We start from the raw sequence: 22,235 nt of genomic DNA on the forward strand, positions 1-22,235 counted from the left end.
TTATGGAACATCTGATCCCGCTTTTACAAAGAACCCCGCCTTTCAGCCTTTTGCCGGAAAGCGTGTTGCAGGAAGTCTCCGAAAGCATGCAGAAAAGAACTTTTCCTAAAGAAACACTGGCATATCGTCAGGAAGTTACGGAAATGGAGGGCGTCGATGTGATTATGGAAGGCGAATACGAAACCTTCTTCTTTGATGCTTCCCAGAATAAAAGATCCATCGAAATTCACCATTCACCATATTGTTTCGGAGGAATATCAGTAGTGCTGAACAGGGTCCGTGCCTTAAAATCGGTGATGGCGAAGAAAGGAACGGTGGTGTATACCCTTCCCAAAAAGGAATTTACGGAACTCTGCAATGCCTACGAGGATTTCTTCCATTATTTCACTTCGGATTTCGGAAAGAAAATGCTGGATGAGGAATTTGCGCACTTTGTGAAGACCCCGGCGTCGTTTGAGGAAAGTTATTTTGCGGCGGACCAGCTGTATTCCAGGAAAATAGAAAGCATTGCTTTTAAAGATATCGTTTCATGTGCCGAAAATACACCCATTTTTGAAGCGGCCCGGATCATGGCGAAAAACAAGGTAAGCTGTCTGTTCATCAGGCAGGAAAACAGCCGGAAAATCATTGGTTACGTAACGGATATAACCTTGCGTGACAATGTGATTGCCCAATGTATCGATCCTCAGAAAGCGGTGAAGGAAGTAATGGATAATCCCATTGTTTCTATTTCCAGCGATGCCTATCTCTACGAAGCGGTACTGATGATGTTCAAAACCAAGACCCGGTATTTACTGGTGGAGAAAGACGGCGAGATGGCAGGATTTCTTAGCAGAAACCGCTTGCTGAGCGAACAGGCACAGTCGCCGCTGGTCTTTATCCAATCGGTTAAGCAGGCCGGAACTCCGGCAGAACTCCGGAAAAAGTGGCTTCAGGTTCCGGATATGATCAATCAGCTGCTGGGCCGTGGCGTTCACGGGGAAATTGCCAGCCAGATCATTACCACCATTGCCGATACCATCACGGTAAAAGTGATTGAAAACGTGATCCGCCAGATTGGGAAACCGCCGGCGAAATTCGTGTTCATGGTCACCGGAAGCGAAGGACGGAAAGAGCAGACTTTGAGCACCGATCAGGACAACGGCATCATTTACGAAGACAAAGCGAATGAACAGCGCGAAATGGTACGCGAATACTTTCTCGATTTTGCCAAAAGGGTTTCGGATGACCTGAATACCATCGGTTTTGTATACTGCAAAGGCGAATTCATGGCCAGCAATCCGAAATGGACCCATTCGCTGTCCCACTGGAAAAGGAATTACGAAGAATGGATCAATGAAACCGTTCCTGAGAATGCAATGAAATTTTCTACCCTTTTCGACTGCCGTTATATCTACGGGGAAGAATCCATTATCAACGAACTGAAAGATTTCATACAGGACCAGCTTCGCGTTCCGAATGAAAGGTTTTTTACTTTTATTGCCAAAAATGCCCTCCAGTACGAAGCACCTTTGACCTTTTTTAAAAGGATCAGGACGCAGACGATCGGTAAAGCGGAAGTTTTCGACATCAAAACGGCCATGAGCCCGATTGTCGACCTGCTCAGGGTGTACGCGTTGAAAAACGGGATCAATAATGAAAATACCGGGGAACGGATGAAAAAATTGCAGAAAGCAGGCGTTTTCAGCAAAGAACAATACCAGGAACTGCATCATTCGTATTATTACCTGATGGCATTGCGTTTGAAAAACCAGGTGCATCAGATTAATATCGAAAAGAAAATGCCGGACAATTACATTGAGATCAGCCGTCTTACCAAAATCGAACGCGTGACCCTGACCGAGATTTTCAAGACTATCAGCAACTTCCAGCAGGGCATTCGGATGAAATTTACCGGAAGCCTCTAATGTTTTCGGTAATTAAAAAATATAATGATGGATGTCTATTTTAAAAAACCGGACAGCAAATTGCTGTCAGAGTATATTGAAGGCTTTTATCTGCTGACTAATGAAAAAGAAGATTCCGGATTTTCCTACCAGACCTTTCCGAATAATTTCCAGATGGTAACCTTTCTCCTTAACGGTACAGCAAGCAAAGAAGGTAATCTGATACAAGTGATGCCTTCAGGCAATCCAGTCTCGGCTTATTTTATCAACCATTATGCTTCGCCCATGAAGATCGAATATTTCGGGAAGGTAAAAGAGCTCACCATTTATTTCAAGCCTTTAGGATTACATCAGTTTGTGTCTCAAATCGAAAATCATGAACAGTTTGAAAATTTTAACCTGTTCCATGATTTTGAATCAGGCATCTGGAACATCCTAAGTGCTGAAAATCCCAGAGAATCTTTATCGGAACTGGAAAATTATTTTGCTAACCGATTCGTTTTAAAAAAAATAGATCTTATTACAAACCTCGTCAAAGAAATCGAATACCTTGATATGGCAAGCCTGTCGCTGAAATACAATATCTCAAGACAATACATCAATTATTTGTTTCACCGCTATCTGGGAAAGTCTCCGCGGGATTTTAAACGGATCCAGAGATTCATACAGTCTGCAAAGAGTAAAGAAATAAGCTTAACCCATAAAGGACTTGATGCCTGGTTTTATGATCAGTCGCATTTCTCGAAAGAAATCAGAAACATTACAGGGTATCAGCCCAAATTATTCTTTAAAAATATACATTTTATGACCTCTAATCCATGGATGTTGGCCTGAGTTTACATTTGTACAATTTCCGTTATATCATTTAAAGCAATTTTGCATGAAAATCTTATGAAAAACGTATTGGTCTTTATTTTTTGCCTTACAATTCTCGGTTGTGCTTCCCATAAAATGTCTGAAAATGAAAAGGCATCTGTGCTGAAAGAATTGAAATACATCTCTGAGATAGATCAGAGATATGCAGGAATTCCGCCTAAAGAAGTCATGGAAAAGTATGGAGAAGAAAAAGGATGGCAGATTTTTATCAGTAAAAGAGACAGTGTGGGTAATGACAATCAGGAAAGAATCAAGCGACTGTATGAACGTTACGGCTATCTCGGATTTGATAAAGTAGGATCGAATGAAACCGACTTCTGGATTTCAGTACAGCATGCGGACAATGATATCGACTTCCAAAAGAAAATGCTGAAAGCTTTAAGAAAAGAGATCAGAAGAAACAATGCCCCGAAGTTACATTATGCCATGCTTGAAGACCGGATTGCTATCAATACCGATCAGAAACAGAGATTCGGTTCGCAGGTGACCTATAATAAACTGGGACAGGCTGTTCCTAAAAACGGACTTATCGACAGCGCCCATGTAGAGCAACTTAGAAAAGAATATGATATGCCGTCCTTTAAAAAATATTACAATGATATGACCATCATGCATTATGAAATGAATAAAGAGAATCTTAACAAAAGAGGAATTCATGAGCCTCATCTTTATAAATAGCCGGATTAAAATATTCAAAGAGCGCCTTAACTGCAATTCTTCAATATCATCCTGTAACAATTCAGAAGGGTCCTTCACTAATTAGTAAAAACAAACCTATGAAACTGTTAAAACTTCTTCCTGTATTGCTGTTTTTACAGCCGGCTTTTTCAAATGCTCAGCAGCCGGTTCAGACACCGGAAAAAAATCAGGTAGACCGTTCGCTGGTCAGAAACGAAGATTACTCTATGGCCTGGTATGCACTCAAGGATACGGCAAAAGTTGAAATCGGAAAAGTAGATACCCGGATCCTGAAATCAGATAAGAGTATTACAGTAAATACGACGGTTAAAATGAAGAACATGCCGGACTGGAAAGATGAAACCGTAGCGGAATTCTCGAATTTTGCTCCGGTGAAACATACGTCTTTTAATGTTCAGCGCGATATGCTGCTGGATTTCGGAAAGAAAAATACTGTGACAGGATATTATCTTGACAAAACGAAAAATGAAAAGACCGAAATTAATGAAGCTACCGAAGGAAAATTCTTCGACAGTAATCTGTATACCCAGCTGATCCGCTGGCTGCCGCTGAAAGAAGGCTATACTACTGAAATGGCCATTTTCGATTACAATCCTGCTTCCGGAAAAGGCATCATGAAAGCGTATATCACCGGGACAAAAAAAGGAACGTACAAAAACAAGCCGGTCTGGATGGTTTCCGTAACGGATGATATCTCTCAGCAAAAAGCCGTAAGCACCTATTTCATCGACAGCAAAACCCTTGAACTTCTGAAACAGGAAGTGGATATGGGACCGAGAAAAATGGTGATGGAAAGATTATAGTTCCTCATTATTAATACAAAACCCTTTCAGCATTTTGAATACTGAAAGGGTTTGTATTTTAAATTAATCTGAATGAAGATTGAAAAACATAAAAGCTAATTTAATGTTGATTCAATCAATAGCACTTAAGCAATTTAAAAATCAGAAATTGTACAGAATTCTATGTTCTGGTTTTGATTCGGGTATTTATCTTTGTTTTGCAGCATTACAACCTTTTATGGCTTCGCCTCCGCTGAGCCAAAAGGATTACGGCTAAATGAGGAAGTATAAAAATCAAAGATTTTGAGAACTTTTGCAGACTTTTTCAGCATCCCGTATTTAACTGTATTATGCAGTATAAAAATCTTCTGTTTCTTTTGTGGTTGAAAAAATTACATTTTAAACATAAACCCCTGAGAAATCTTTTTGTTGTATTTCTTTTCATCGAAGCGGTAGAGGAAAGATCCTTTTTTGGAGGAAGTCATATCTTTTTCATCCGTTTTCACCAGGATATCCATTCCGGTGATCTTGCTGGTAAAATTCCGTTTGTCGAAGGTTTCGCTGAAAATCGCTTCATACAGATTCTGAAGGTCTTTCATTGTGAATTTTTCCGGAAGCAGCTCGAATCCGATCGGCCGAGTAGAAGCCCGCCTTCTCAGCCTCAGGACCGCATCTTTTACCATTTCGTTATGATCGAATATCAAATTCGGCGCGTTCTGGAGTTCAAACCACTGGGCGTTGTAGTTTTCATTGATCTGAAGATCCTTTTCAATGTGGATCAGGGCGTAATAGGAAATTGAAATAATCCGTGCCGTTGGTTCCCGATCGATTTCAGTATAGGAATTCAGCTGTTCCAGGTAAATGTTTTCTAGTCCGGTAAGCGTATGGAGGACGCGTTGGGCTGCATCATCAGCCGTTTCCTCGTTTCCGACGAATCCGCCCATCAGCGACCATTCTCCCAGCTGGGGCTCGAAATTCCTTTTGACCAGGAGAATCTTAAGATGCTCTCCGTCAAATCCGAATATAATGCAGTCTACCGCAACCAAATGTCTGGGATATTGGGAATAATCCTGTTCCATCGTTTTATTTTATACAAAGATAAAGCTTTTAAGACGGGAAGGCCGGAAACAAATGTGTTTTTTACACTTTTGTACGGAATCTTTTCTATTCTGTGAAAATATTGGCTCTCAGAATCATTTTTGGGAACTGTTAATGCGTTTTATATCTGAAAAAACGATGTAAAACCCATTAAATCTATATGAATGCAATGTTAAAATTATGTTAAAGTTTAACAATTTGTAAAATCAGGTGATGAGAAATCATCTTTCAGGCTTAATCTTAAAAATACGATAAGTATTTCCGGATATAATTAACAATTTTATATAAATTCATCTTATCTGTTTTAAATAGTGCCGGTTTGGGAGTATTCATCTGATTCATTTGATTATTGATAATCTTATTTTTTATGATAAGGTAGAGCGGTCTTGCCTGTTGTAAGGTCCGGTAGAAATAGGGTTTTTGACGGGTTTGCCTCCTCGTTTTTCCAAATTGTTTTATATATAGATTCTTTCTGTTATTTTAGAAATGTTGAAATAACATTTATTAATGAATAGAAAACTGTCTTTATTATTCCTGGGTTTTACGGCTGTTGCCTTCGCTCAGGTAAAGAAAAATATCCGGTATTTTCCACTGAATACGGTGCAGTTGACCGAAAGTGTCTTCAACAAAGCGATACAGGCGGACAAAGGGTATATTATGGCGATGGAACCGGACCGTTTACTGGCGCCTTATCTGAAAGAAGCCGGCCTTTCCGCTAAAGCGGTAAATTATCCCAACTGGGAAAATACGGGACTGGACGGACATATCGGCGGACATTATATTTCAGCCCTGGCACTGATGTATGCTTCCACGGGCGATGCCAAAGTAAAGCAGCGCCTCGATTACATGATCGATGAACTCGAACGCTGCCAGAAAGCTTCAGGTAACGGCTATATTTCCGGGGTTCCGAACGGCAAAAAGATCTGGAACGAAATTGCAGCAGGAAATATCCGGGCTTCCGGGTTCGGACTGAATGACCGTTGGGTACCTTTATATAACATTCATAAAACTTATTCCGGACTGCGCGATGCCTACTGGTATGCAGAAAGTGAAAAGGCAAAAGAGATGCTGATCAGATTGACGGACTGGATGGCCGGTGAAGTTTCGGGACTTTCCGATGAACAGATCCAGGAAATGCTCCGGAGCGAGCACGGCGGGCTCAATGAAGTTTTCGCCGATGTTTACGATATTACCAGGAATAAAAAATACCTTCAGCTGGCGCACCGGTTTTCGCATCAGGCGATCCTGAACCCGCTGCTGAATAATGAAGATAAACTCACTGGAATCCACGCCAATACGCAGATCCCGAAAGTCATCGGCTACAAACGCATTGCCGATCTTGAAAATAATGCTTCGTGGAACGCCGCAACCGATTTTTTCTGGCACAACGTCACTGAAAAAAGGTCTTCCGCCATCGGCGGGAACAGCGTAAGCGAACACTTCAATCCGGTAAATGATTTCAGCAGCATGATCAAAAGCATTGAAGGCCCTGAAACCTGCAATACCTATAATATGCTGAAGCTGACAGGACAGCTGTTTGCCACACTGCCCAAATCCTATTATATGGATTATTACGAGCGGGCATTGTACAACCACATCCTGTCCACGGAAAATCATGACAAAGGCGGTTTCGTGTATTTCACACCGATGCGTCCCGGACATTACCGGGTGTATTCGCAGCCGCAGACCAGCTTCTGGTGCTGTGTCGGTTCAGGAATGGAGAATCATGCCAAGTATGGGGAAATGATCTACGCCCATACGGATAAAGACCTGTACGTCAATCTTTTTATTCCATCCGTTCTGAAGTGGGCGGAGAAAAAAATGGTGCTGAAACAGGAAAACAACTTTCCGCAGAATCCTTCTACCAAATTGGTTTTTGAAGTAGCTCCGAAATCTGAAATCAACCTTAAACTGAGAGCACCGGAATGGACAAACGCTCCACAGATAGTCGTTTCCGTTAATTCAAAAAATATAAAGGTGCCTGTTGATGCCGACGGTTATATCAATATCAAAAGGAAATGGAAAAAAGGCGATGTCGTGGAAATGAAAATGCCGATGCACCTTACTGCAGAGCAGCTGCCGGATCAGTCAGATTATTATGCCTTTAAATACGGTCCTGTAGTGCTGGCCGCTCCTTACGGAAAAGAAAACCAGCAGGGGTTACTGGCCGACGACAGCCGCGGTGGGCATATTGCCCACGGTCCTCAGATTCCTTTAAACGAAATTCCTGTAATCGAAGGAAATGCTTCGGAAGTGCTGAATCATGTACAGCCTTTAAGCGATAAAAACCTTTCGTTCAGCATTAACGGATTGTATCCTTCTGAAAAGTTTGGTAAAGGGCTGCAGCTGGTTCCGTTTTACACCATTCAGGAAGAACGGTATATTCTTTACTGGCCGCAGGCAGACCGTGATAAGATACAGGCCGTACAGAAGCAAAGGGCTCAGGAAGAAGCTGAAACCAGAAAGCTTGACCTGATTACCGCCGATAAAATCCAGTTGGGAGAGCAGCAGCCGGAATCCGATCACTTCTTTGAAAGCAAAGATTCCAACATAGGGTATATGGAAGACCGCCATTTCCGTGATGCCAAAGGCTGGTTCAGCTACCGCATGAAGAATCCCGGAAAAAATGCAGCTTACCTCTATGTTCTGTATTTCGACAACAATGCAGGACGGGTGCTGAATGCGGAAATCAACGGTAAAAAAGTTTTTGCTAAAAAATTGGAAGGCAAAGCCGGAAATTCACCGCAGTACCTGCTTTTACCGGTACCCGATTCCGAGAAAAACAAAGAAATCCTCACGGTAAAATTCTCTGCAGAGGATCAGGCCATGACCTCAAGGATCATTGAAGTCCGTTTTCTCACCCAAAACTATGAACCGATTAAGTAAATTGAATAACAGATCATATCTTCTATGAATATCCATAAGTCCAAAACCGCCACTTTTCTGATCGTCAGCCTCTTCAGTCTTTCCATGATGGAAGCCAAAGTAAAGCTTCCTGCCTTGGTTTCGGACGGGATGATCCTGCAAAGGAATATGCCGCTGAAGATCTGGGGTTCTGCCGATGCAGGCGAAAAGGTAAACGTTAAATTTTTAAACAAAACCTATATCACCAGCGCCGACAAAAGCGGGAACTGGAACATCATGCTTCCCGAACTGAAAGCCGGCGGACCGTATGTAATGACCATCAACGAAATTACGCTGAAAGACATCCTGATCGGTGATGTTTGGGTGGCTTCCGGACAATCCAATATGGAACTTCCGATGCGCAGGCTGACCCCTTTATACGGTGATGAAATAAAGAAGGCAAACAATAAAAATATCCGCTTTTTTACGGTACCGCAAAAATACAATTTCAAAGCACCGCAGACGGAACTCGATGGCGGTAAATGGGAATCTACCGATCCGCAGACTATTCTTGATTTTTCAGGGGTAGCGTATTTTTTTGCCAAAGAAATAAATGCTGAAAATAGAGTTCCGGTGGGAATCATCCACACCAGCCTCGGCGGATCTCCGGTGCAGGCCTGGATGGATACCAATTCCCTGAAAAAATATCCCGAATATCTGGAAGAAGCCAGGAAATGGCAGAACGATGATCTGATTAAATCTACCGAATCCGGCGAGCAGGCAGCCAGCAGAGCATGGTATGCCGAGCTTGACCAGAATGATCCCGGATTGGCACAGCACTGGGAAAAAACGGATGTTGATGACTCCGGATGGAAAACCATGATGGTTCCCGGATCCTGGGAAGACCAGGAAGGATCATTTGACGGAACGGTCTGGCTGAGAAAAGAAATCCATGTGCCGGCCGGATCAGCCAGAAAACCTGCCTTTCTAAATTTAGGAAGGATCAAAGATGGCGACATTACCTATATCAACGGCGCCAAAGTCGGAAATGTAACCTATGAATATCCGCCACGCTGGTACGATATCCCGGCAGGCGTACTGAAAGACGGCAAAAACATCATCACCGTACGGATCACCAATGGAAGCGGAAGAGGGCAGTTCATCGCCGATAAACCGTACTACCTGGAAGTCGGAGGGCAGAAAATAGATCTTACCGGAACCTGGAAGTATAAAGTGGGCGCGAAAATGTCGAGAGTAGCTCCCGGACAGACCTTTATCCGCTGGAAACCGACCGGATTGTACAATTCGATGATCAATCCGCTGACCAATTATAAAGTAAAAGGATTCCTTTGGTACCAGGGCGAAAGCAATACCGGAAAACCGAAAGAATACGGCGATTTGCTCACGACAATGATCAACGACTGGCGTTCCAAATGGCATGAACAAAATGCACCGTTTATGGTTGTTCAGCTCGCCAACTTCATGGAAACGAAAAGCCAGCCCATAGAAAGCAACTGGGCGGAACTGAGAGACCAGCAGCGCTTGGTTTCCCAGACGGTTCCGAACACCGGACTGGCCGTAACCATCGACGTAGGAGAGTGGAACGACATCCATCCGCTGAATAAAAAAGCAGTCGGTGACCGGTTAGCGTTCCAGGCTTTGAAAATAGCGGATCAAAAGAATATCATAGCAGACGGACCGGTGTATCAGTCGATGAAAACGGAAGGAAACAAAATCGTACTTTCTTTCAAAACCGGAACAGATGATCTTGCTCCGGTTGCCGAGCTGAAAGGCTTTGCCATCAAAAATTCAGGCGGAAGCTGGGCCTGGGCGAAAGCAAAAACCGAAGGAAAAAAAGTAATAGTCTGGAACGATGCCGTTAAAAACCCGGTAGCCGTACGCTACGATTGGGCGGATAATCCTGACGGCAACCTGAAAAATACGGCCGGGCTTCCCGCTTCACCGTTTACAACAGAAAAAAATTAATTTAATCTTCATATTTTAAAAATGAATAATCATCCACAGAAAATATCAGTATCCGAAAAAATAGGCTATAGCCTAGGTGACCTTGCGGCCAATCTTGTTTTTCAGACCCTGGTTACCTACCTCGCTTATTTTTATACCGATATTTACGGACTGAAGCCGGAAGATGCTTCCATTATTACCCTGATTGTCGGTCTCATCGCAGGATTTGGATTCAATCCGGTGATTGGTGCTCTGGCAGACCGTACCAAAACCAAATGGGGAAAATTCCGTCCGTGGATTTTATTTACAGCCGTTCCTCTGGGAATTGCTGCGCTTCTGGCCTTCAGCACACCCGGTTTTTCGTATAAAGGTAAAATGATCTATGCAGCGGTTACCTATTCCCTGCTTTTATTACTGTATGCAGCCAACAACCTGCCGTATGCCGCATTAAGCGGGGTAATTACCGGAGATATGGGAGAACGCAACAGCATTTCTTCCTATCGTTTTGTCGCAGTGATGTTTGCCCAGTTCTTTGTTCAGGTATTTATGCTTCCCATCATTTTATCCGTAGGACATGGCGATAAAGCAGCGGGGATTGAAACGGTAATGACCTGGCTGGCTGTCATTGGCTCGGTGATGTTGCTGATTACTTTTTTCACTACGAAGGAAAGAATTATTCCAACCTCCGATCAGAAATCAAGCTTGAGAGAAGACCTGAAAGACCTTTCTAAAAATAAGCCGTGGATCATTATGCTTACCGTAACGGCATTGATCTTCATCACCCTGGCGATGAAAGGAGGTTCTTACGTTTACTATTTCAATAATTATGTGGATGAACCGGCTCTTGCTTCTTTCATTTCACCAATCACCAACTTTTTCAATTCCATCGGGATGAATTTCTTCGGGGAAGATCCAAGGTCAGCAGGTTTCGGACTGTTCAATGCCGGCGGGATCATCATGATGATTGTCGGAATTACTTTCTCCAAAAGATTTGCCGATAAATATGGAAAGAGAGATGCGTTTATTGCTTCCCTGTTTATCTCCACTTTATTTATTGTCGCTTTTATATTCTATCCGCCGAAGTCAGTAGGATTGATGTTCCTTTCTCAGATCCTTCACGGATTCTTTTACGGGATCAGCACGCCGCTGCTTTGGGCCATGATCGCTGATGTAGCCGACTATTCCGAGTGGAAAAATAACCGACGTGCGACAGCGATTATTTTCTCTGCCATGATGGTGGGGTTAAAAGTCGGGTTAAGCATCGGAAGTTCACTGGTTTCTTCCATCATCGGGCATTACGGATATATTTCCTCAGAAGGAGCCCAGAATGTAGTTCAGCCGCAAACGGTGGCTGCAGGCGCCAAAATGTTGGTCAGTATTTTTCCGTCTATTCCGTTCTTCCTGTCCTGTGGCCTGCTGATTTTCTATAAAATCAATAAAAAGATGGAAGTTCAGATCGAGCAGGATCTTAAAGAAAGAAGGAAAATACAGAATTAAAATTGGTTCAATTTTTATTTGGGCAGCTATTTCCGCCCTTAGTTTATCCTGAGCCTGTCGAAGGGTTCCCGCTTTTTTCCGGCATTGCGAACAACGTTTGGTCATCATAGGAAACTTTGAAACCGCAATGCAGGAAAAAGAGCTCCACTCAGGTCGGGCTGTGAAGAAACTGGAAAATAATAGAATTAAGATAACAGTTCCGGAGGAGCTATATCTGTGTAGAATAAACAATAAACCGGAATCAGAACTCTATAGGAGTGCAATCTGAAAATACGGCGGAAAAGATTCCATTGCTACGGAATGGTGAAAGAGAAACAAAATTCTACTACACAGATAAAGCTCCTAAGGAGCTTGAAAGAAGCAAAATCATCAATCAAATTGGGTGACGAAATAAAATAAATTAGGACACTATTTAAATCCGGTAAGAAAAGCTCCCAAGGAGCGACCTGTTAATAGATAAATTATAAAAAATAATTATGAAGAAAGCCATTGCTGTATTAGGAATTTTAGCCCTCACGGTTTCGTGTAAAACAGCACAGACCAAGCCTTCCGGCGATTCCCTGAAAGATGCCTTTAAAAATAAATTCTACATCGGAACTGCGATGAGTCTTCCGCAGATTGATGGGACTGACGTAAAATCCGACGATATCATCAGAAAGCAGTTCAGCTCCATCGTGGCCGAAAACTGTATGAAATCCATGTTCATTCAGCCGCAGGAAGGCCAGTTTTTATTTGGCGATGCCGATAAATTCGTAGCATTCGGAGAGAAAAACAAAATGTTCATTATCGGTCATACGCTGATCTGGCATTCCCAGTTGCCGAAATGGTTTTTCATAGGCAAAGACGGGAAAGATGTTTCACCGGAAGTCCTGAAACAGCGGATGAAAAGCCATATTTCCACTTTGGTGGGAAGATATAAAGGCCGGGTAAAAGGCTGGGATGTGGTGAACGAAGCCATTATGGAAGACGGAACCTATAGAAAATCCAAATTTTATGAAATCCTGGGTGAAGAATTTATTCTGTTAGCCTTTCAATATGCACAGGAAGCCGACCCTAATGCTGAATTGTATTACAATGATTACAACGAATGGTTCCCTGAAAAAGTAAAAACCGTTAATAAAATCGTCAGAGATTTGAAATCTCAAGGAATCCGGATCGATGGTGTCGGAATGCAGACCCACGTTGGACTCGACAATCCGAAACTGGAAGAATATGAAAAAGCCATCACCGATTACGCGGCAGCCGGCGTAAAGGTAAACGTTACCGAAATGGAAATCAGTGCCCTTCCTTCACCTTGGGGAACCTCGGCCAACGTTTCCGATAAAGTGGAATACGAGGCGAAAATGAATCCGTATACCAAAGGACTTCCGGAGGATGTTCAGAAAGAATGGGAAACCCGGTACCTGGATTTTTTCAGATTATTCATCAAACACCAGGACAAAATCAGAAGGGTTACCCTTTGGGGCGTCAACGACAACCAGTCCTGGAAAAACGATTTCCCGGTAAAAGGCAGAACCGATTATCCGTTGCTTTTCGACCGTAATGATCAGGCAAAACCGGTGGTGAAGAAAATCATTGAATTAACCAAATAAATTAATAAACCACAAAAGCCACAAAAGAAATGCTTGAAAACAGAGTAGTTCAAAAGAACAAAAAAACGATATGTTAATTTATTATTCTTTTTTGAACTTTGAAAAGCTTTATACAGAATTAAATCTTTTGTGACTTTTGTGGTTAAAAATCTAAAAGTCTAAACTATAAACAATGAACAAAGCAAAATACCTTTTTCCGAAAGACTATATGGCCGATCCTTCCGTGCATGTTTTTGAAGGCAAACTCTATATCTATCCGTCCCACGACCGTGAAAGCGGCATCGAGGAAAATGACAACGGCGACCATTTCGATATGAATGATTACCATGTTTTTTCGCTCGATAACGTGGAAAACGGAGAAATTACGGATCATGGGGTTGTCCTTTCGGTAAAGGATATTCCATGGTCGGGAAGACAGTTGTGGGATTGTGATGTAGCATTTAAGGACGGAAAATATTATATGTATTTCCCTTTAAAGGACAAAAACGACATTTTCAGAATCGGGGCAGCGGTAAGCGACAAGCCGTACGGGCCGTTTGTTCCGGAAAAGCATCCGATGATGGGAAGCTACAGCATCGATCCTTGTCTTTTTGAGGATGAAGGGAAGCATTATATGTACTTCGGAGGCATCTGGGGCGGACAATTACAAAGATACCGCAACAACAAAGCCCTGGAATGTGCCGTGATCCCGAATGACGATGAACCGGCGATCCCGTCAAAAGTAGTAAAGCTGAGCGATGATATGCTGGAATTCGGTGAAGAGCCGAAAGACCTCCTGATTCTTGATGAAAACGGAAATTCTTTATTGCATGGTGACAAACACCGATTTTTCGAGGCTTCCTGGATGCACAGATACAACGGGAAGTATTACTTCTCCTATTCAACGGGCGATACGCATCTGATCTGCTATGCGACCGGTGATAATCCGTATGGACCGTTTACCTTCCAGGGCGAAATCCTGACCCCGGTTGTCGGCTGGACCACCCACCACAGCATCGTGGAATTTAAAGGGAAATGGTACCTGTTCTTCCACGATTCCGTTCCGAGCGGCGGCAGAACGTGGCTGAGAAGCATGAAAGTCGTGGAAATCGAATACGATAACGACGGCAAAATAAAAACCATCGAAGGACTGGAATAAAATCAGTAAACTTGGATCAACCATGTCAGGGCTCTGAACCCTGACATGGTTCCAATAGCCATAGGTGAAGCCTATGGAGAAAAATACGACAGGCAAGCCCTATTTAATTCAAATCAAAAAAATAAATCAATCCGATGCAGCATTTCCGAACTTATCTTATCTTATTCCTGATGGTTCCGATGATGATTTTCGCTGAAGACGGAAGTCAGCTCTGGCTCCGGTTTCCTTCAAAAAACGGAATATCCTCTGAAAAGATCATGGCTAGAGGCAACAGCCCGATGCTGAACATTGCCCGGAAAGAACTGACCGGTCACTGGCAGGGACAAACGGTGGAACTCAGACTGGAGAAATCACTGAGAAGCCTGAAAGACGGGTACCGGATAACATCCTCACCTGAAAAGATCGTTGTTTCAGCACCTAAAGAATCGGGTTTGCTGTATGGGGTGTTCCACATGCTCAGGCTGCAGCAGACCAACGCGAACCTCAACAACCTGAATATTACTGAAAAACCGTCTTATGATGTAAGGATCCTGAACCATTGGGACAACCTGGACGGAAGCATCGAGCGCGGATATGCAGGCCACTCATTATGGAAATGGGAAGATCTGCCCAATACCGTTTCGCCGAGATACGAAGAATACGCAAGAGCGAACGCCTCGATCGGAATCAACGCGACGGTATTGAATAACGTGAACGCTTCTCCGAATATGCTTCGCGAAGATTACCTGAAAAAGGTGAAGGTGCTGGCAGATATTTTCAGACCTTATGGGATCAAGGTTTACCTTTCCGTGAACTTTTCTTCTCCGAAAGTTTTGGGCGGAACAGAGAATTCGGATCCGTTGAATAAAAATGTTCAGAAATGGTGGAAAGACAAAGCGGCTGAAATTTATAAGCTGATCCCGGACTTCGGCGGATTTCTGGTGAAGGCCAATTCTGAGGGACAGCCGGGGCCGCAGGATTACGGAAGAACCCATGCCGACGGCGCCAATATGATGGCCGATGTCCTAAAACCTTACGGCGGAATCGTCATGTGGAGAGCGTTTGTATACAGTCCGAGCAAAGAAGACCGCGCCAAGCAGGCCTACCTTGAATTTGTTCCGCTGGACGGTAAGTTCAGGGACAATGTGATTATCCAGATCAAAAACGGACCGGTAGATTTCCAGCCCCGGGAAGCTTTCAATCCTCTTTTCGGAGCATTGAGAAAAACGCCCGAAATGGTGGAATTCCAGATCACACAGGAATACCTGGGGCAGGCCAATCACCTGGCTTACCTGGCCCCATTGTTTAAAGAAACCCTTGAAAGCGATACCTATACCAACGGAAAAGGATCGACCATTGCCAAAATTACCGACGGTACTTTAAGGGCCGGAAAAATCACCGCCATTTCAGCAGTTGCCAATATCGGGGAAGATACCAACTGGACGGGTCATCAGTTTGCCCAATCCAACTGGTATGCCTTCGGAAGGCTGGCCTGGAACCATGAACTGACTTCCGAGCAGATCGCCGACGAATGGATTAAAATGACCTTTACCGATAAACCGGAGTTTGTAAATCCGGTGAAACAGATCATGCTGACTTCCCGCGAAACGGTGGTGGATTACATGATGCCTCTGGGCCTTCATCACATCTTTGCCGGAAACCACCACTACGGCCCGGAACCATGGGGCGATTACAAAGGCGGAAGACCGGATTGGTCGCCGGTGTATTACCACCGCGCAGACGCCAACGGAATCGGCTTCGACCGCACCAAAACCGGAAGCAACGCCGTTTCGCAGTATTTCCCGCCGTTGAATGAAATTTACGGAAACATCGAAACCTGCCCGGAAAACCTGATCCTGTGGTTCCATCATGTACCTTGGAATTATACAATGAAAGACGGCAAAACCCTTTGGGACGAGCTGTGCTACAAATACGACTCAGGGGTTCATCAGATAAGGGAATACCAGAAAACCTGGGATAGGATGCAGCCTTACATCGATGAACAGCGTTTCTCTGAGGTTCAGTCCAAACTTAAAATCCAGGCAAAAGATGCCGTTTGGTGGAAAGATGCCTGCCTGCTGTACTTCCAGACGTTCTCCAAAAGACCGGTTCCCTATGACATCGAACGTCCGGTGAACGAGCTGGAAGACCTGAAGAAGATCAAGCTGAATATGGGGCATCATAATTAATCAGGATTTTAATTCAGATTAATCAACTTCTATAATTTTCCGCAGATTGAGTTCTGCTTCATCTGCGGGAAATTTAATTTAATTTTCATCTGCACTGATTTTTTAAATAAACAATTCATCTTTTCTTAAAAAGACAGGAATTTGTCTGTTTATTAAATTAAGTGTAAATTTAACACTTATATAAAACAACTTTATTTAAATGAAATTTTTTATTGACACAGCCAATCTTGCCATGATCGAAGAGGCGAATGCTTTGGGAATTCTTGACGGCGTTACCACCAATCCTTCGCTGATGGCTAAAGAAGGCGTTTCCGGAAAGCATAACATTCTGAAGCACTACCTTGAAATCTGTGAAATCGTAGACGGCGATGTAAGTGCGGAAGTATTGGGAATCACCTACGATGAAATGATCGCTGAAGGAGAGGAGTTGGCAGCACTGCACCCGCAGATTGTGGTGAAAGTTCCGGTAACGGAAGACGGCATCAAAGCTCTTAAGTATTTTTCAGAAAAAGGAATCCGTACCAACTGTACCCTGATTTTCTCTGCAGGACAAGCGCTTTTGGCAGCAAAAGCCGGAGCTACTTATGTTTCTCCGTTTTTGGGAAGACTGGACGATGTATCTACCGACGGGCTTCATCTGATTCAGGAGATCCGGACAATTTTCGACAATTTCGGTTATGAAACAGAGATTCTTGCGGCTTCCGTACGCCATAGCATGCACATCATCAACTGTGCGAAAATCGGTGCCGATGTGGTTACCTGTCCGCTGCCTCCGATTTTGTCGCTGCTTAAGCATCCTTTAACCGATAATGGCCTGGAGCAGTTCATCAAAGATTCACAAAAAATGCAATAACAATATGCCTGATATTTCAAAATTAAAAAGTATTGCTTCGCAGGTTCGGCGGGATATTGTAAGAATGGTTCACGCCTGCCAGTCGGGCCATCCCGGCAGTTCATTGGGCTGCACCGATTTTATGGTTGCCCTGTATTTTAATGCAATGGAAAGAAAGGAAGGTTTGATATGACGGGAAAGGGCGAAGATGTCTTTTATCTTTCCAACGGCCATATTTCTCCGGTTTTTTACAGCGTTCTGGCGCACGCCGGCTATTTCGACAAATCGGAACTAGCGACTTTCAGGGAACTGAATTCCAGGCTTCAGGGCCATCCGACAACGCATGAACATCTTCCGGGGGTCCGCATTGCTTCGGGTTCGCCCGGGCAGGGAATGTCAGTAGCCATCGGGCATGCAGCCGGAAAAAAACTGAATAAAGACCCGCATTTTGTTTTCAGCCTTCACGGTGACGGTGAGTTGCAGGAAGGGCAGAACTGGGAAGCCATTATGTACGCTGCCAGCGATATCGTTGAAGCCGTTAAAAAAGTAATGAAACGTAAGCTTTAAGTCAAATTTTAAAATCTGATGAAATCAAATTTTCATCAAAAAAGGATGAATAAAATACGTTGGGGAATCCTGGGAACAGGAACGATTGCCCATAAGTTTGCATCGGACCTGAAACGGGTGGAAAATGCCGAGCTTGTTGCTGCGGGCTCCCGTTCGCTGCAGAGTGCGGAAGTTTTCTGCGGAGAATTTAATATTCCATTAAGTTTCGGAAGCTATGAAGCATTGGCAGCATGCGACGAAATTGACATCGTTTATATTGCGACGCCCAATAATCTTCATCATCCCAATACTTTACTTTGCCTGAACCATGGAAAAGCAGTGCTCTGTGAGAAACCGTTTGCCCTGAATGCAGGACAGGCTTCGGAAATGATCGGGCTGGCACACCGGAAAAATGTATTTCTGATGGATGCTTTATGGACGAAATTCCTTCCCCATTACCAAAAAATGATCGAAATGGTGAGTAGCGGGGAACTGGGAGAAATAAAAATGGTTCGCGCAAATTTCGGCTTTCAGGCCAATCCGGAACCGGATTCCCGTCTGTTGAATCCTGAACTGGGCGGCGGTTCGCTGATGGATATCGGAATTTACAATGTATTCACCGCTTTGGATATTTTGGGAAAACCTGATGAAATCAGTGTCAGCATTAATCCTGCCGGGCAGGGAATCGACGAACAATGCGCTGTTGTTTTCAAATATCACAATGGGGCAATGGCCAGCTTGTTTTCCTCAATATCGGCGAATCTGGAAACGGAGGTCGAAATCTGCGGAACGCTGGGCCGGTTGAAATTGACGGCGCCTTTCTACGATCCGACTTCTGTTTTGGAATATGATGCTGATGAGAAAAAAACCGTTATCCAAACAGAAAAAGAAGAGGGTCTGGGGTATCAGTATGAAGCGCATCATGCGACCGGGTGTCTTTTGAAAGGAAGTACCGAAAGTACGGTAGTTCCTCACGATTACAGTATTTTACTGATGCAGACTTTAGACAGGATCCGGAATCTCGCAGGAATCGTTTTTCCGGATGAGTGACGCTTCAATTGTCCGGAAATGGTTAACTTTATCCATTATTTTAAAACTTAAATTTTTTATCCAAATATATTTGCAGGTTTATGCAGGAACAATTAATTAAGAATACTTCGGAGGCATTCCGGTCGGCATTTCAATCGGAACCGGAACGTATTTTCCTGGCTCCCGGAAGGATCAACATTATCGGTGAACACGTGGATTACAGCGATGGCTTTGTACTGCCGGCGGCTATTGACAAGCATATCTGTTTTGCCGTAAAGAAGACAGACGATTCAGGAACCTGCACTTTTTTTGCTAAAGATTTCAACGAGTCGTTCACCTTTAAAGTAAAGGAAAAACAATCTCCGGTTTCGCAGACCTGGGCCAATTATCTGTTGGGTGTTTTCAATGCCATCCAGGAATCGGGCAAAGAGATCGGAGGGCTGCAGATTGCTTTCAGCAGCACTATCCCGATGGGTTCGGGCCTGTCTTCTTCGGCAGCGTTGGAATGTGGTTTTGCTTACATCCTCAACGAAATTTTTAATTTGAATTTAACCAAAAAAGCGCTGGCTTTGATCGGCCAGAAAGCCGAACATACCTTTGTAGGGGTACAATGCGGCATCATGGATCAGTTTTCCTCCGTTTTCGGAAAAGAGCATCGGGTGATTATGCTGGATTGTCATTCTCTTGATCATCAGTATTTTGAAGCGAATCTGGATGGCTACAGCCTGGTTCTTTTTGACAGCTGCGTGAAACATACACATCTTACCTCAGGCTATAATAACCGGCGGAAAGATGTTGACCTTGGAAAAAAGGCATTGTGGGAAAAGTTTCCTGCCGTACAGAAGTTCAGGGATTTCAGTTTTGAAATGCTGGACGAAGCAAGAGCAGAAATGGGCGAGACTTCCTACAAAAGATGTTTTTACCTTTTAAAGGAAATCAAAAGGGTAGAAGAAGCGGCACAGGCTCTATCGGAAGGCAATGCGGAATATCTGGGTAAACTGCTTAATGAAACGCATGCCGGCCTTTCTGAAGAATTTGAAGTAAGCTGCGAAGAACTTGATTTTATGGTGGAGAAAACGTTAAGGCAGAACGGCGTGTTGGGTGCCAGGATGATGGGCGGCGGCTTCGGCGGATGCAGCATCAATCTCATCAAAGATGAACATGTGGACGAGGTTATTGAAACGATTACAGCCCTATACAAAGCTGCATTTGGCATTGAAATGAAAATATACCGGGTAAAAATATCGGATGGAATTAATGAATACAAAAGAAATGAACTCGTCATTTAATCAGAAACAGCATCCGCACAGAAGGTACAATCCGCTTTTGGACGAGTGGATCCTGGTGTCGCCCCAACGGGCGAACCGGCCGTGGCAGGGGCAGACCGAAAAGAGAACGGAAGATAAACTTCCGGCCCACGATGAAAACTGCTATCTGTGTTCGGGGAACGTCCGCGTCAACGGCGAAAGAAATCCTGAATATAAAGGCGTCTATGTCTTTAACAACGACTTCGGCTCACTGATAAAAGAGGAGGTGGAATCATCCTTTAAATCTTCCGGCTTCTTTATTTTACAGCCCGAACGGGGCATCAACCGGGTGATCTGCTTTTCGGAAAATCACAGCCTTACATTGCCTGAAATGGAAGTTGATGATATTAAAAATGTCGTTGACATCTGGCAAAAACAGTATGAAGAACTGGGCAGCCTGGATTACATCAGCCATGTTCAGATTTTTGAGAACAAAGGACAGACGATGGGCTGCAGCAACCCGCATCCGCACGGACAGATCTGGGCGCAGTCTTCCATCCCTTCCATCATCTCAAAAACCCAGGAAAACCTGAAGAAATACTTTGAGAAAAACGGCACCTCGCTGTTGCAGGATTACGTTAAAAAAGAACTTGAAAACGGCGAAAGAATTATTCTGGAAAACGAAGATTTTGTAGCCCTTGTTCCTTTCTGGGCCGTGTGGCCTTACGAAATGATGGTTGTCAGCAAAAGGAAGATTGAAAACCTGTTGCATTTTTCAAAAGCTGAGAAGCTTTCCCTGGCTTCCATCATCAAGGATTTAACCATCAAATACGACAATCTTTTTGAGATTTCGTTTCCTTATTCAGCCGGAATCCATCAGTCACCGACTGACGGCAAAGCGCATCCGGAATGGCATTTTCATATGCATTTTTATCCGCCCTTATTACGGAATGCCGAGGTGAAAAAATTTATGGTCGGCTACGAAATGCTGGCCGAACCGCAACGGGATATCACTCCGGAACAGAGCGCGGAAATACTGAAAGGCCTTTCGGTCGTACATTATAAAAGCAGATAAAAAAAGGCTGTGATCAGAAGATAAGCAGCCTTTCCTTATTTCAGATTCAATCTTACATTGAAATTAAAGTGAATCAGGGCATATTGAATTTCGATAACTTAAGAGTAAATCTTGATAAGAATACAGTTTAAACCATTAAGAGATATGAAGAGCTTAAGAAAAATGAAGGGTTTTTATTTAGCATCAAGCTTAAGCAAAACTCATCTTAATTTTCCGAATACCTTATCGGTTCTTAATGGTTTTTAAGTATCTGAAAAAGCCAGGTCGTTAATGAATACTTTAAAGTTATTGGCTGTGATTAAGGAAAAGCCTCCGGCATTCAGCTTCTTTCTCCCAACCTATTCATCTGATTTCTGCTTTAAGGTTGATGTTAAAAATTATTCGCCTTTAAATTTCTCCACGGCTTCTTTTGAAACCGGTGTAAAGAAATTTACCAGATTGCCGTCGGGATCCCTGAAAAGAAGCGACCGGTTGCCCCAGGGCATCGTTGTCGGTTCCTGAACAACCTGGATGGCCCTGTCATTTTTCAGGCGTTCAAAAACATGGTCCACATCATCAACTAAGAATTCAATAATCGCTGTACGGTTTTCTGCAGGGCCTGCGATATCTTCACCACCGAAAAGCTGCAGGGTACGGGTGCTTCCGACAGCAAGGGTGGCTGCAGGCGTTTTGATCTCAGCAAAATCTTCGGTATAGCGTACGGCTTCGATGCCGGTTACTTTTTCATAAAAATCGGCCAGGCGGTTTGCATCAGCGGTTATCATTCGTAAAGAAACTAATTTCATTTTTTGATTTTTAAATTGTTAAGCAAAAATAAGAAGGCTTTGTGACAAGGGTCTGTCAGTAAACAAAGCTGTTTTTAATTATTTTTTATGGATCGGTTGCCACACGATAAGAGATTCAATAAATTTAAAAATGGATTAATTGATGGCTTGATTAAATGTGGTATGATATTTTTATG

The 22,235-nt window shown here is 43.5% G+C and carries 16 protein-coding genes and 1 pseudogene; 15 read left to right on the plus strand and 2 right to left on the minus strand.

Going from position 1 to position 22,235, the window contains the following annotated elements:
• Nucleotides 1-2: 2 nt before the first annotated feature.
• From FY557_RS04565 to FY557_RS04580, 4 genes are all read left to right on the plus strand, one after another.
• Nucleotides 3-1,907 (plus strand): DUF294 nucleotidyltransferase-like domain-containing protein, encoded by a 1,905-nt coding sequence (locus tag FY557_RS04565; protein WP_149246108.1) that lies wholly within the window; start codon nucleotides 3-5, stop codon nucleotides 1,905-1,907.
• 24 nt (nucleotides 1,908-1,931) lie between these two features.
• Nucleotides 1,932-2,720 carry a helix-turn-helix domain-containing protein gene (locus FY557_RS04570; protein ID WP_149246109.1) on the plus strand — a complete coding sequence of 263 codons (789 nt, stop codon included), beginning with the start codon at nucleotides 1,932-1,934 and terminating at the stop codon, nucleotides 2,718-2,720.
• 57 nt (nucleotides 2,721-2,777) lie between these two features.
• Nucleotides 2,778-3,440, plus strand: a complete 663-nt coding sequence (locus FY557_RS04575; RefSeq protein WP_149246110.1) for a DUF6624 domain-containing protein — start codon at nucleotides 2,778-2,780, stop codon at nucleotides 3,438-3,440.
• 98 nt (nucleotides 3,441-3,538) lie between these two features.
• Nucleotides 3,539-4,264, plus strand: coding sequence for a hypothetical protein (locus tag FY557_RS04580; protein WP_149246111.1), 726 nt, complete (start codon nucleotides 3,539-3,541; stop codon nucleotides 4,262-4,264).
• A gap of 371 nt (nucleotides 4,265-4,635) precedes the next feature.
• Here FY557_RS04580 and FY557_RS04585 read toward each other — a convergent pair whose 3' ends face one another.
• Nucleotides 4,636-5,322: an NUDIX hydrolase gene (locus FY557_RS04585; RefSeq protein ID WP_149246112.1), complete on the minus strand. Its 687-nt coding sequence runs from the start codon at nucleotides 5,320-5,322 to the stop codon at nucleotides 4,636-4,638.
• Nucleotides 5,323-5,848: 526 nt separating this feature from the next.
• Here FY557_RS04585 and FY557_RS04590 point away from each other — a divergent pair.
• The 11 genes and pseudogenes from FY557_RS04590 to FY557_RS04640 all read left to right on the plus strand — a co-directional run bounded on the left by FY557_RS04590 (nucleotide 5,849) and on the right by FY557_RS04640 (nucleotide 21,274).
• Nucleotides 5,849-8,227, plus strand: a complete 2,379-nt coding sequence (locus tag FY557_RS04590; RefSeq protein ID WP_149246113.1) for a glycoside hydrolase family 127 protein — start codon at nucleotides 5,849-5,851, stop codon at nucleotides 8,225-8,227.
• A gap of 24 nt (nucleotides 8,228-8,251) precedes the next feature.
• A complete protein-coding gene (locus tag FY557_RS04595) occupies nucleotides 8,252-10,171 on the plus strand; it encodes a sialate O-acetylesterase (protein ID WP_149246114.1) in 1,920 nt (639 codons plus the stop codon).
• Between the two features lie 21 nt (nucleotides 10,172-10,192).
• Nucleotides 10,193-11,647 (plus strand): MFS transporter, encoded by a 1,455-nt coding sequence (locus FY557_RS04600; protein WP_149246115.1) that lies wholly within the window; start codon nucleotides 10,193-10,195, stop codon nucleotides 11,645-11,647.
• Between the two features lie 476 nt (nucleotides 11,648-12,123).
• Complete coding sequence (locus tag FY557_RS04605) at nucleotides 12,124-13,239, plus strand: endo-1,4-beta-xylanase (RefSeq protein WP_149246116.1); 1,116 nt, start codon at nucleotides 12,124-12,126, stop codon at nucleotides 13,237-13,239.
• A 172-nt stretch (nucleotides 13,240-13,411) separates the two neighbouring features.
• Nucleotides 13,412-14,377, plus strand: coding sequence for a glycoside hydrolase family 43 protein (locus tag FY557_RS04610; RefSeq protein ID WP_149246117.1), 966 nt, complete (start codon nucleotides 13,412-13,414; stop codon nucleotides 14,375-14,377).
• Nucleotides 14,378-14,511: 134 nt separating this feature from the next.
• The gene (locus FY557_RS04615) at nucleotides 14,512-16,545 is read left to right on the plus strand and encodes an alpha-glucuronidase (RefSeq protein ID WP_149246118.1); all 2,034 of its coding nucleotides are present in this window, start codon (nucleotides 14,512-14,514) and stop codon (nucleotides 16,543-16,545) included.
• A gap of 199 nt (nucleotides 16,546-16,744) precedes the next feature.
• Nucleotides 16,745-17,398 carry a fructose-6-phosphate aldolase gene (gene fsa, locus FY557_RS04620; RefSeq protein WP_149246119.1) on the plus strand — a complete coding sequence of 218 codons (654 nt, stop codon included), beginning with the start codon at nucleotides 16,745-16,747 and terminating at the stop codon, nucleotides 17,396-17,398.
• Nucleotides 17,399-17,402: 4 nt separating this feature from the next.
• A pseudogene (locus tag FY557_RS04625) lies at nucleotides 17,403-17,911 on the plus strand (1-deoxy-D-xylulose-5-phosphate synthase N-terminal domain-containing protein); the annotation flags it as partial.
• Between the two features lie 78 nt (nucleotides 17,912-17,989).
• Nucleotides 17,990-18,973, plus strand: a complete 984-nt coding sequence (locus tag FY557_RS04630) for a Gfo/Idh/MocA family protein (RefSeq protein ID WP_185151647.1) — start codon at nucleotides 17,990-17,992, stop codon at nucleotides 18,971-18,973.
• Between the two features lie 80 nt (nucleotides 18,974-19,053).
• The gene (galK, locus tag FY557_RS04635; protein WP_149246121.1) at nucleotides 19,054-20,241 is read left to right on the plus strand and encodes a galactokinase; all 1,188 of its coding nucleotides are present in this window, start codon (nucleotides 19,054-19,056) and stop codon (nucleotides 20,239-20,241) included.
• Nucleotides 20,210-21,274, plus strand: coding sequence for a UDP-glucose--hexose-1-phosphate uridylyltransferase (locus FY557_RS04640; protein WP_317131774.1), 1,065 nt, complete (start codon nucleotides 20,210-20,212; stop codon nucleotides 21,272-21,274). Before galK ends, FY557_RS04640 begins: the two co-directional genes overlap by 32 nt.
• Before the next feature lie 377 nt (nucleotides 21,275-21,651).
• Here the strand turns inward: FY557_RS04640 and FY557_RS04645 are convergent, their stop codons facing one another.
• A complete protein-coding gene (locus FY557_RS04645) occupies nucleotides 21,652-22,059 on the minus strand; it encodes a VOC family protein (protein WP_149246123.1) in 408 nt (135 codons plus the stop codon).
• Between the last annotated feature and the right edge of the window lie 176 nt (nucleotides 22,060-22,235).

This window comes from Chryseobacterium sp. SN22, from assembly GCF_008329705.1.
Lineage (GTDB): Bacteria > Bacteroidota > Bacteroidia > Flavobacteriales > Weeksellaceae > Chryseobacterium.

Excerpts from the sequence above, each read along its gene's own strand:
- FY557_RS04600 (WP_149246115.1), top strand. The coding sequence starts at position 10,193 with ATGAATAATCATCCACAGAAAATATCAGTATCCGAAAAAATAGGCTAT.
- FY557_RS04590 (WP_149246113.1), top strand. The coding sequence starts at position 5,849 with ATGAATAGAAAACTGTCTTTATTATTCCTGGGTTTTACGGCTGTTGCC.
- FY557_RS04605 (WP_149246116.1), top strand. The coding sequence starts at position 12,124 with ATGAAGAAAGCCATTGCTGTATTAGGAATTTTAGCCCTCACGGTTTCG.
- FY557_RS04565 (WP_149246108.1), top strand. The coding sequence starts at position 3 with ATGGAACATCTGATCCCGCTTTTACAAAGAACCCCGCCTTTCAGCCTT.
- FY557_RS04595 (WP_149246114.1), top strand. The coding sequence starts at position 8,252 with ATGAATATCCATAAGTCCAAAACCGCCACTTTTCTGATCGTCAGCCTC.
- fsa (WP_149246119.1), top strand. The coding sequence starts at position 16,745 with ATGAAATTTTTTATTGACACAGCCAATCTTGCCATGATCGAAGAGGCG.
- FY557_RS04645 (WP_149246123.1), bottom strand. The coding sequence starts at position 22,059 with ATGAAATTAGTTTCTTTACGAATGATAACCGCTGATGCAAACCGCCTG.
- galK (WP_149246121.1), top strand. The coding sequence starts at position 19,054 with ATGCAGGAACAATTAATTAAGAATACTTCGGAGGCATTCCGGTCGGCA.
- FY557_RS04610 (WP_149246117.1), top strand. The coding sequence starts at position 13,412 with ATGAACAAAGCAAAATACCTTTTTCCGAAAGACTATATGGCCGATCCT.
- FY557_RS04630 (WP_185151647.1), top strand. The coding sequence starts at position 17,990 with ATGAATAAAATACGTTGGGGAATCCTGGGAACAGGAACGATTGCCCAT.
- FY557_RS04585 (WP_149246112.1), bottom strand. The coding sequence starts at position 5,322 with ATGGAACAGGATTATTCCCAATATCCCAGACATTTGGTTGCGGTAGAC.
- FY557_RS04640 (WP_317131774.1), top strand. The coding sequence starts at position 20,210 with ATGAATACAAAAGAAATGAACTCGTCATTTAATCAGAAACAGCATCCG.
- FY557_RS04615 (WP_149246118.1), top strand. The coding sequence starts at position 14,512 with ATGCAGCATTTCCGAACTTATCTTATCTTATTCCTGATGGTTCCGATG.
- FY557_RS04580 (WP_149246111.1), top strand. The coding sequence starts at position 3,539 with ATGAAACTGTTAAAACTTCTTCCTGTATTGCTGTTTTTACAGCCGGCT.
- FY557_RS04570 (WP_149246109.1), top strand. The coding sequence starts at position 1,932 with ATGATGGATGTCTATTTTAAAAAACCGGACAGCAAATTGCTGTCAGAG.
- FY557_RS04575 (WP_149246110.1), top strand. The coding sequence starts at position 2,778 with ATGAAAAACGTATTGGTCTTTATTTTTTGCCTTACAATTCTCGGTTGT.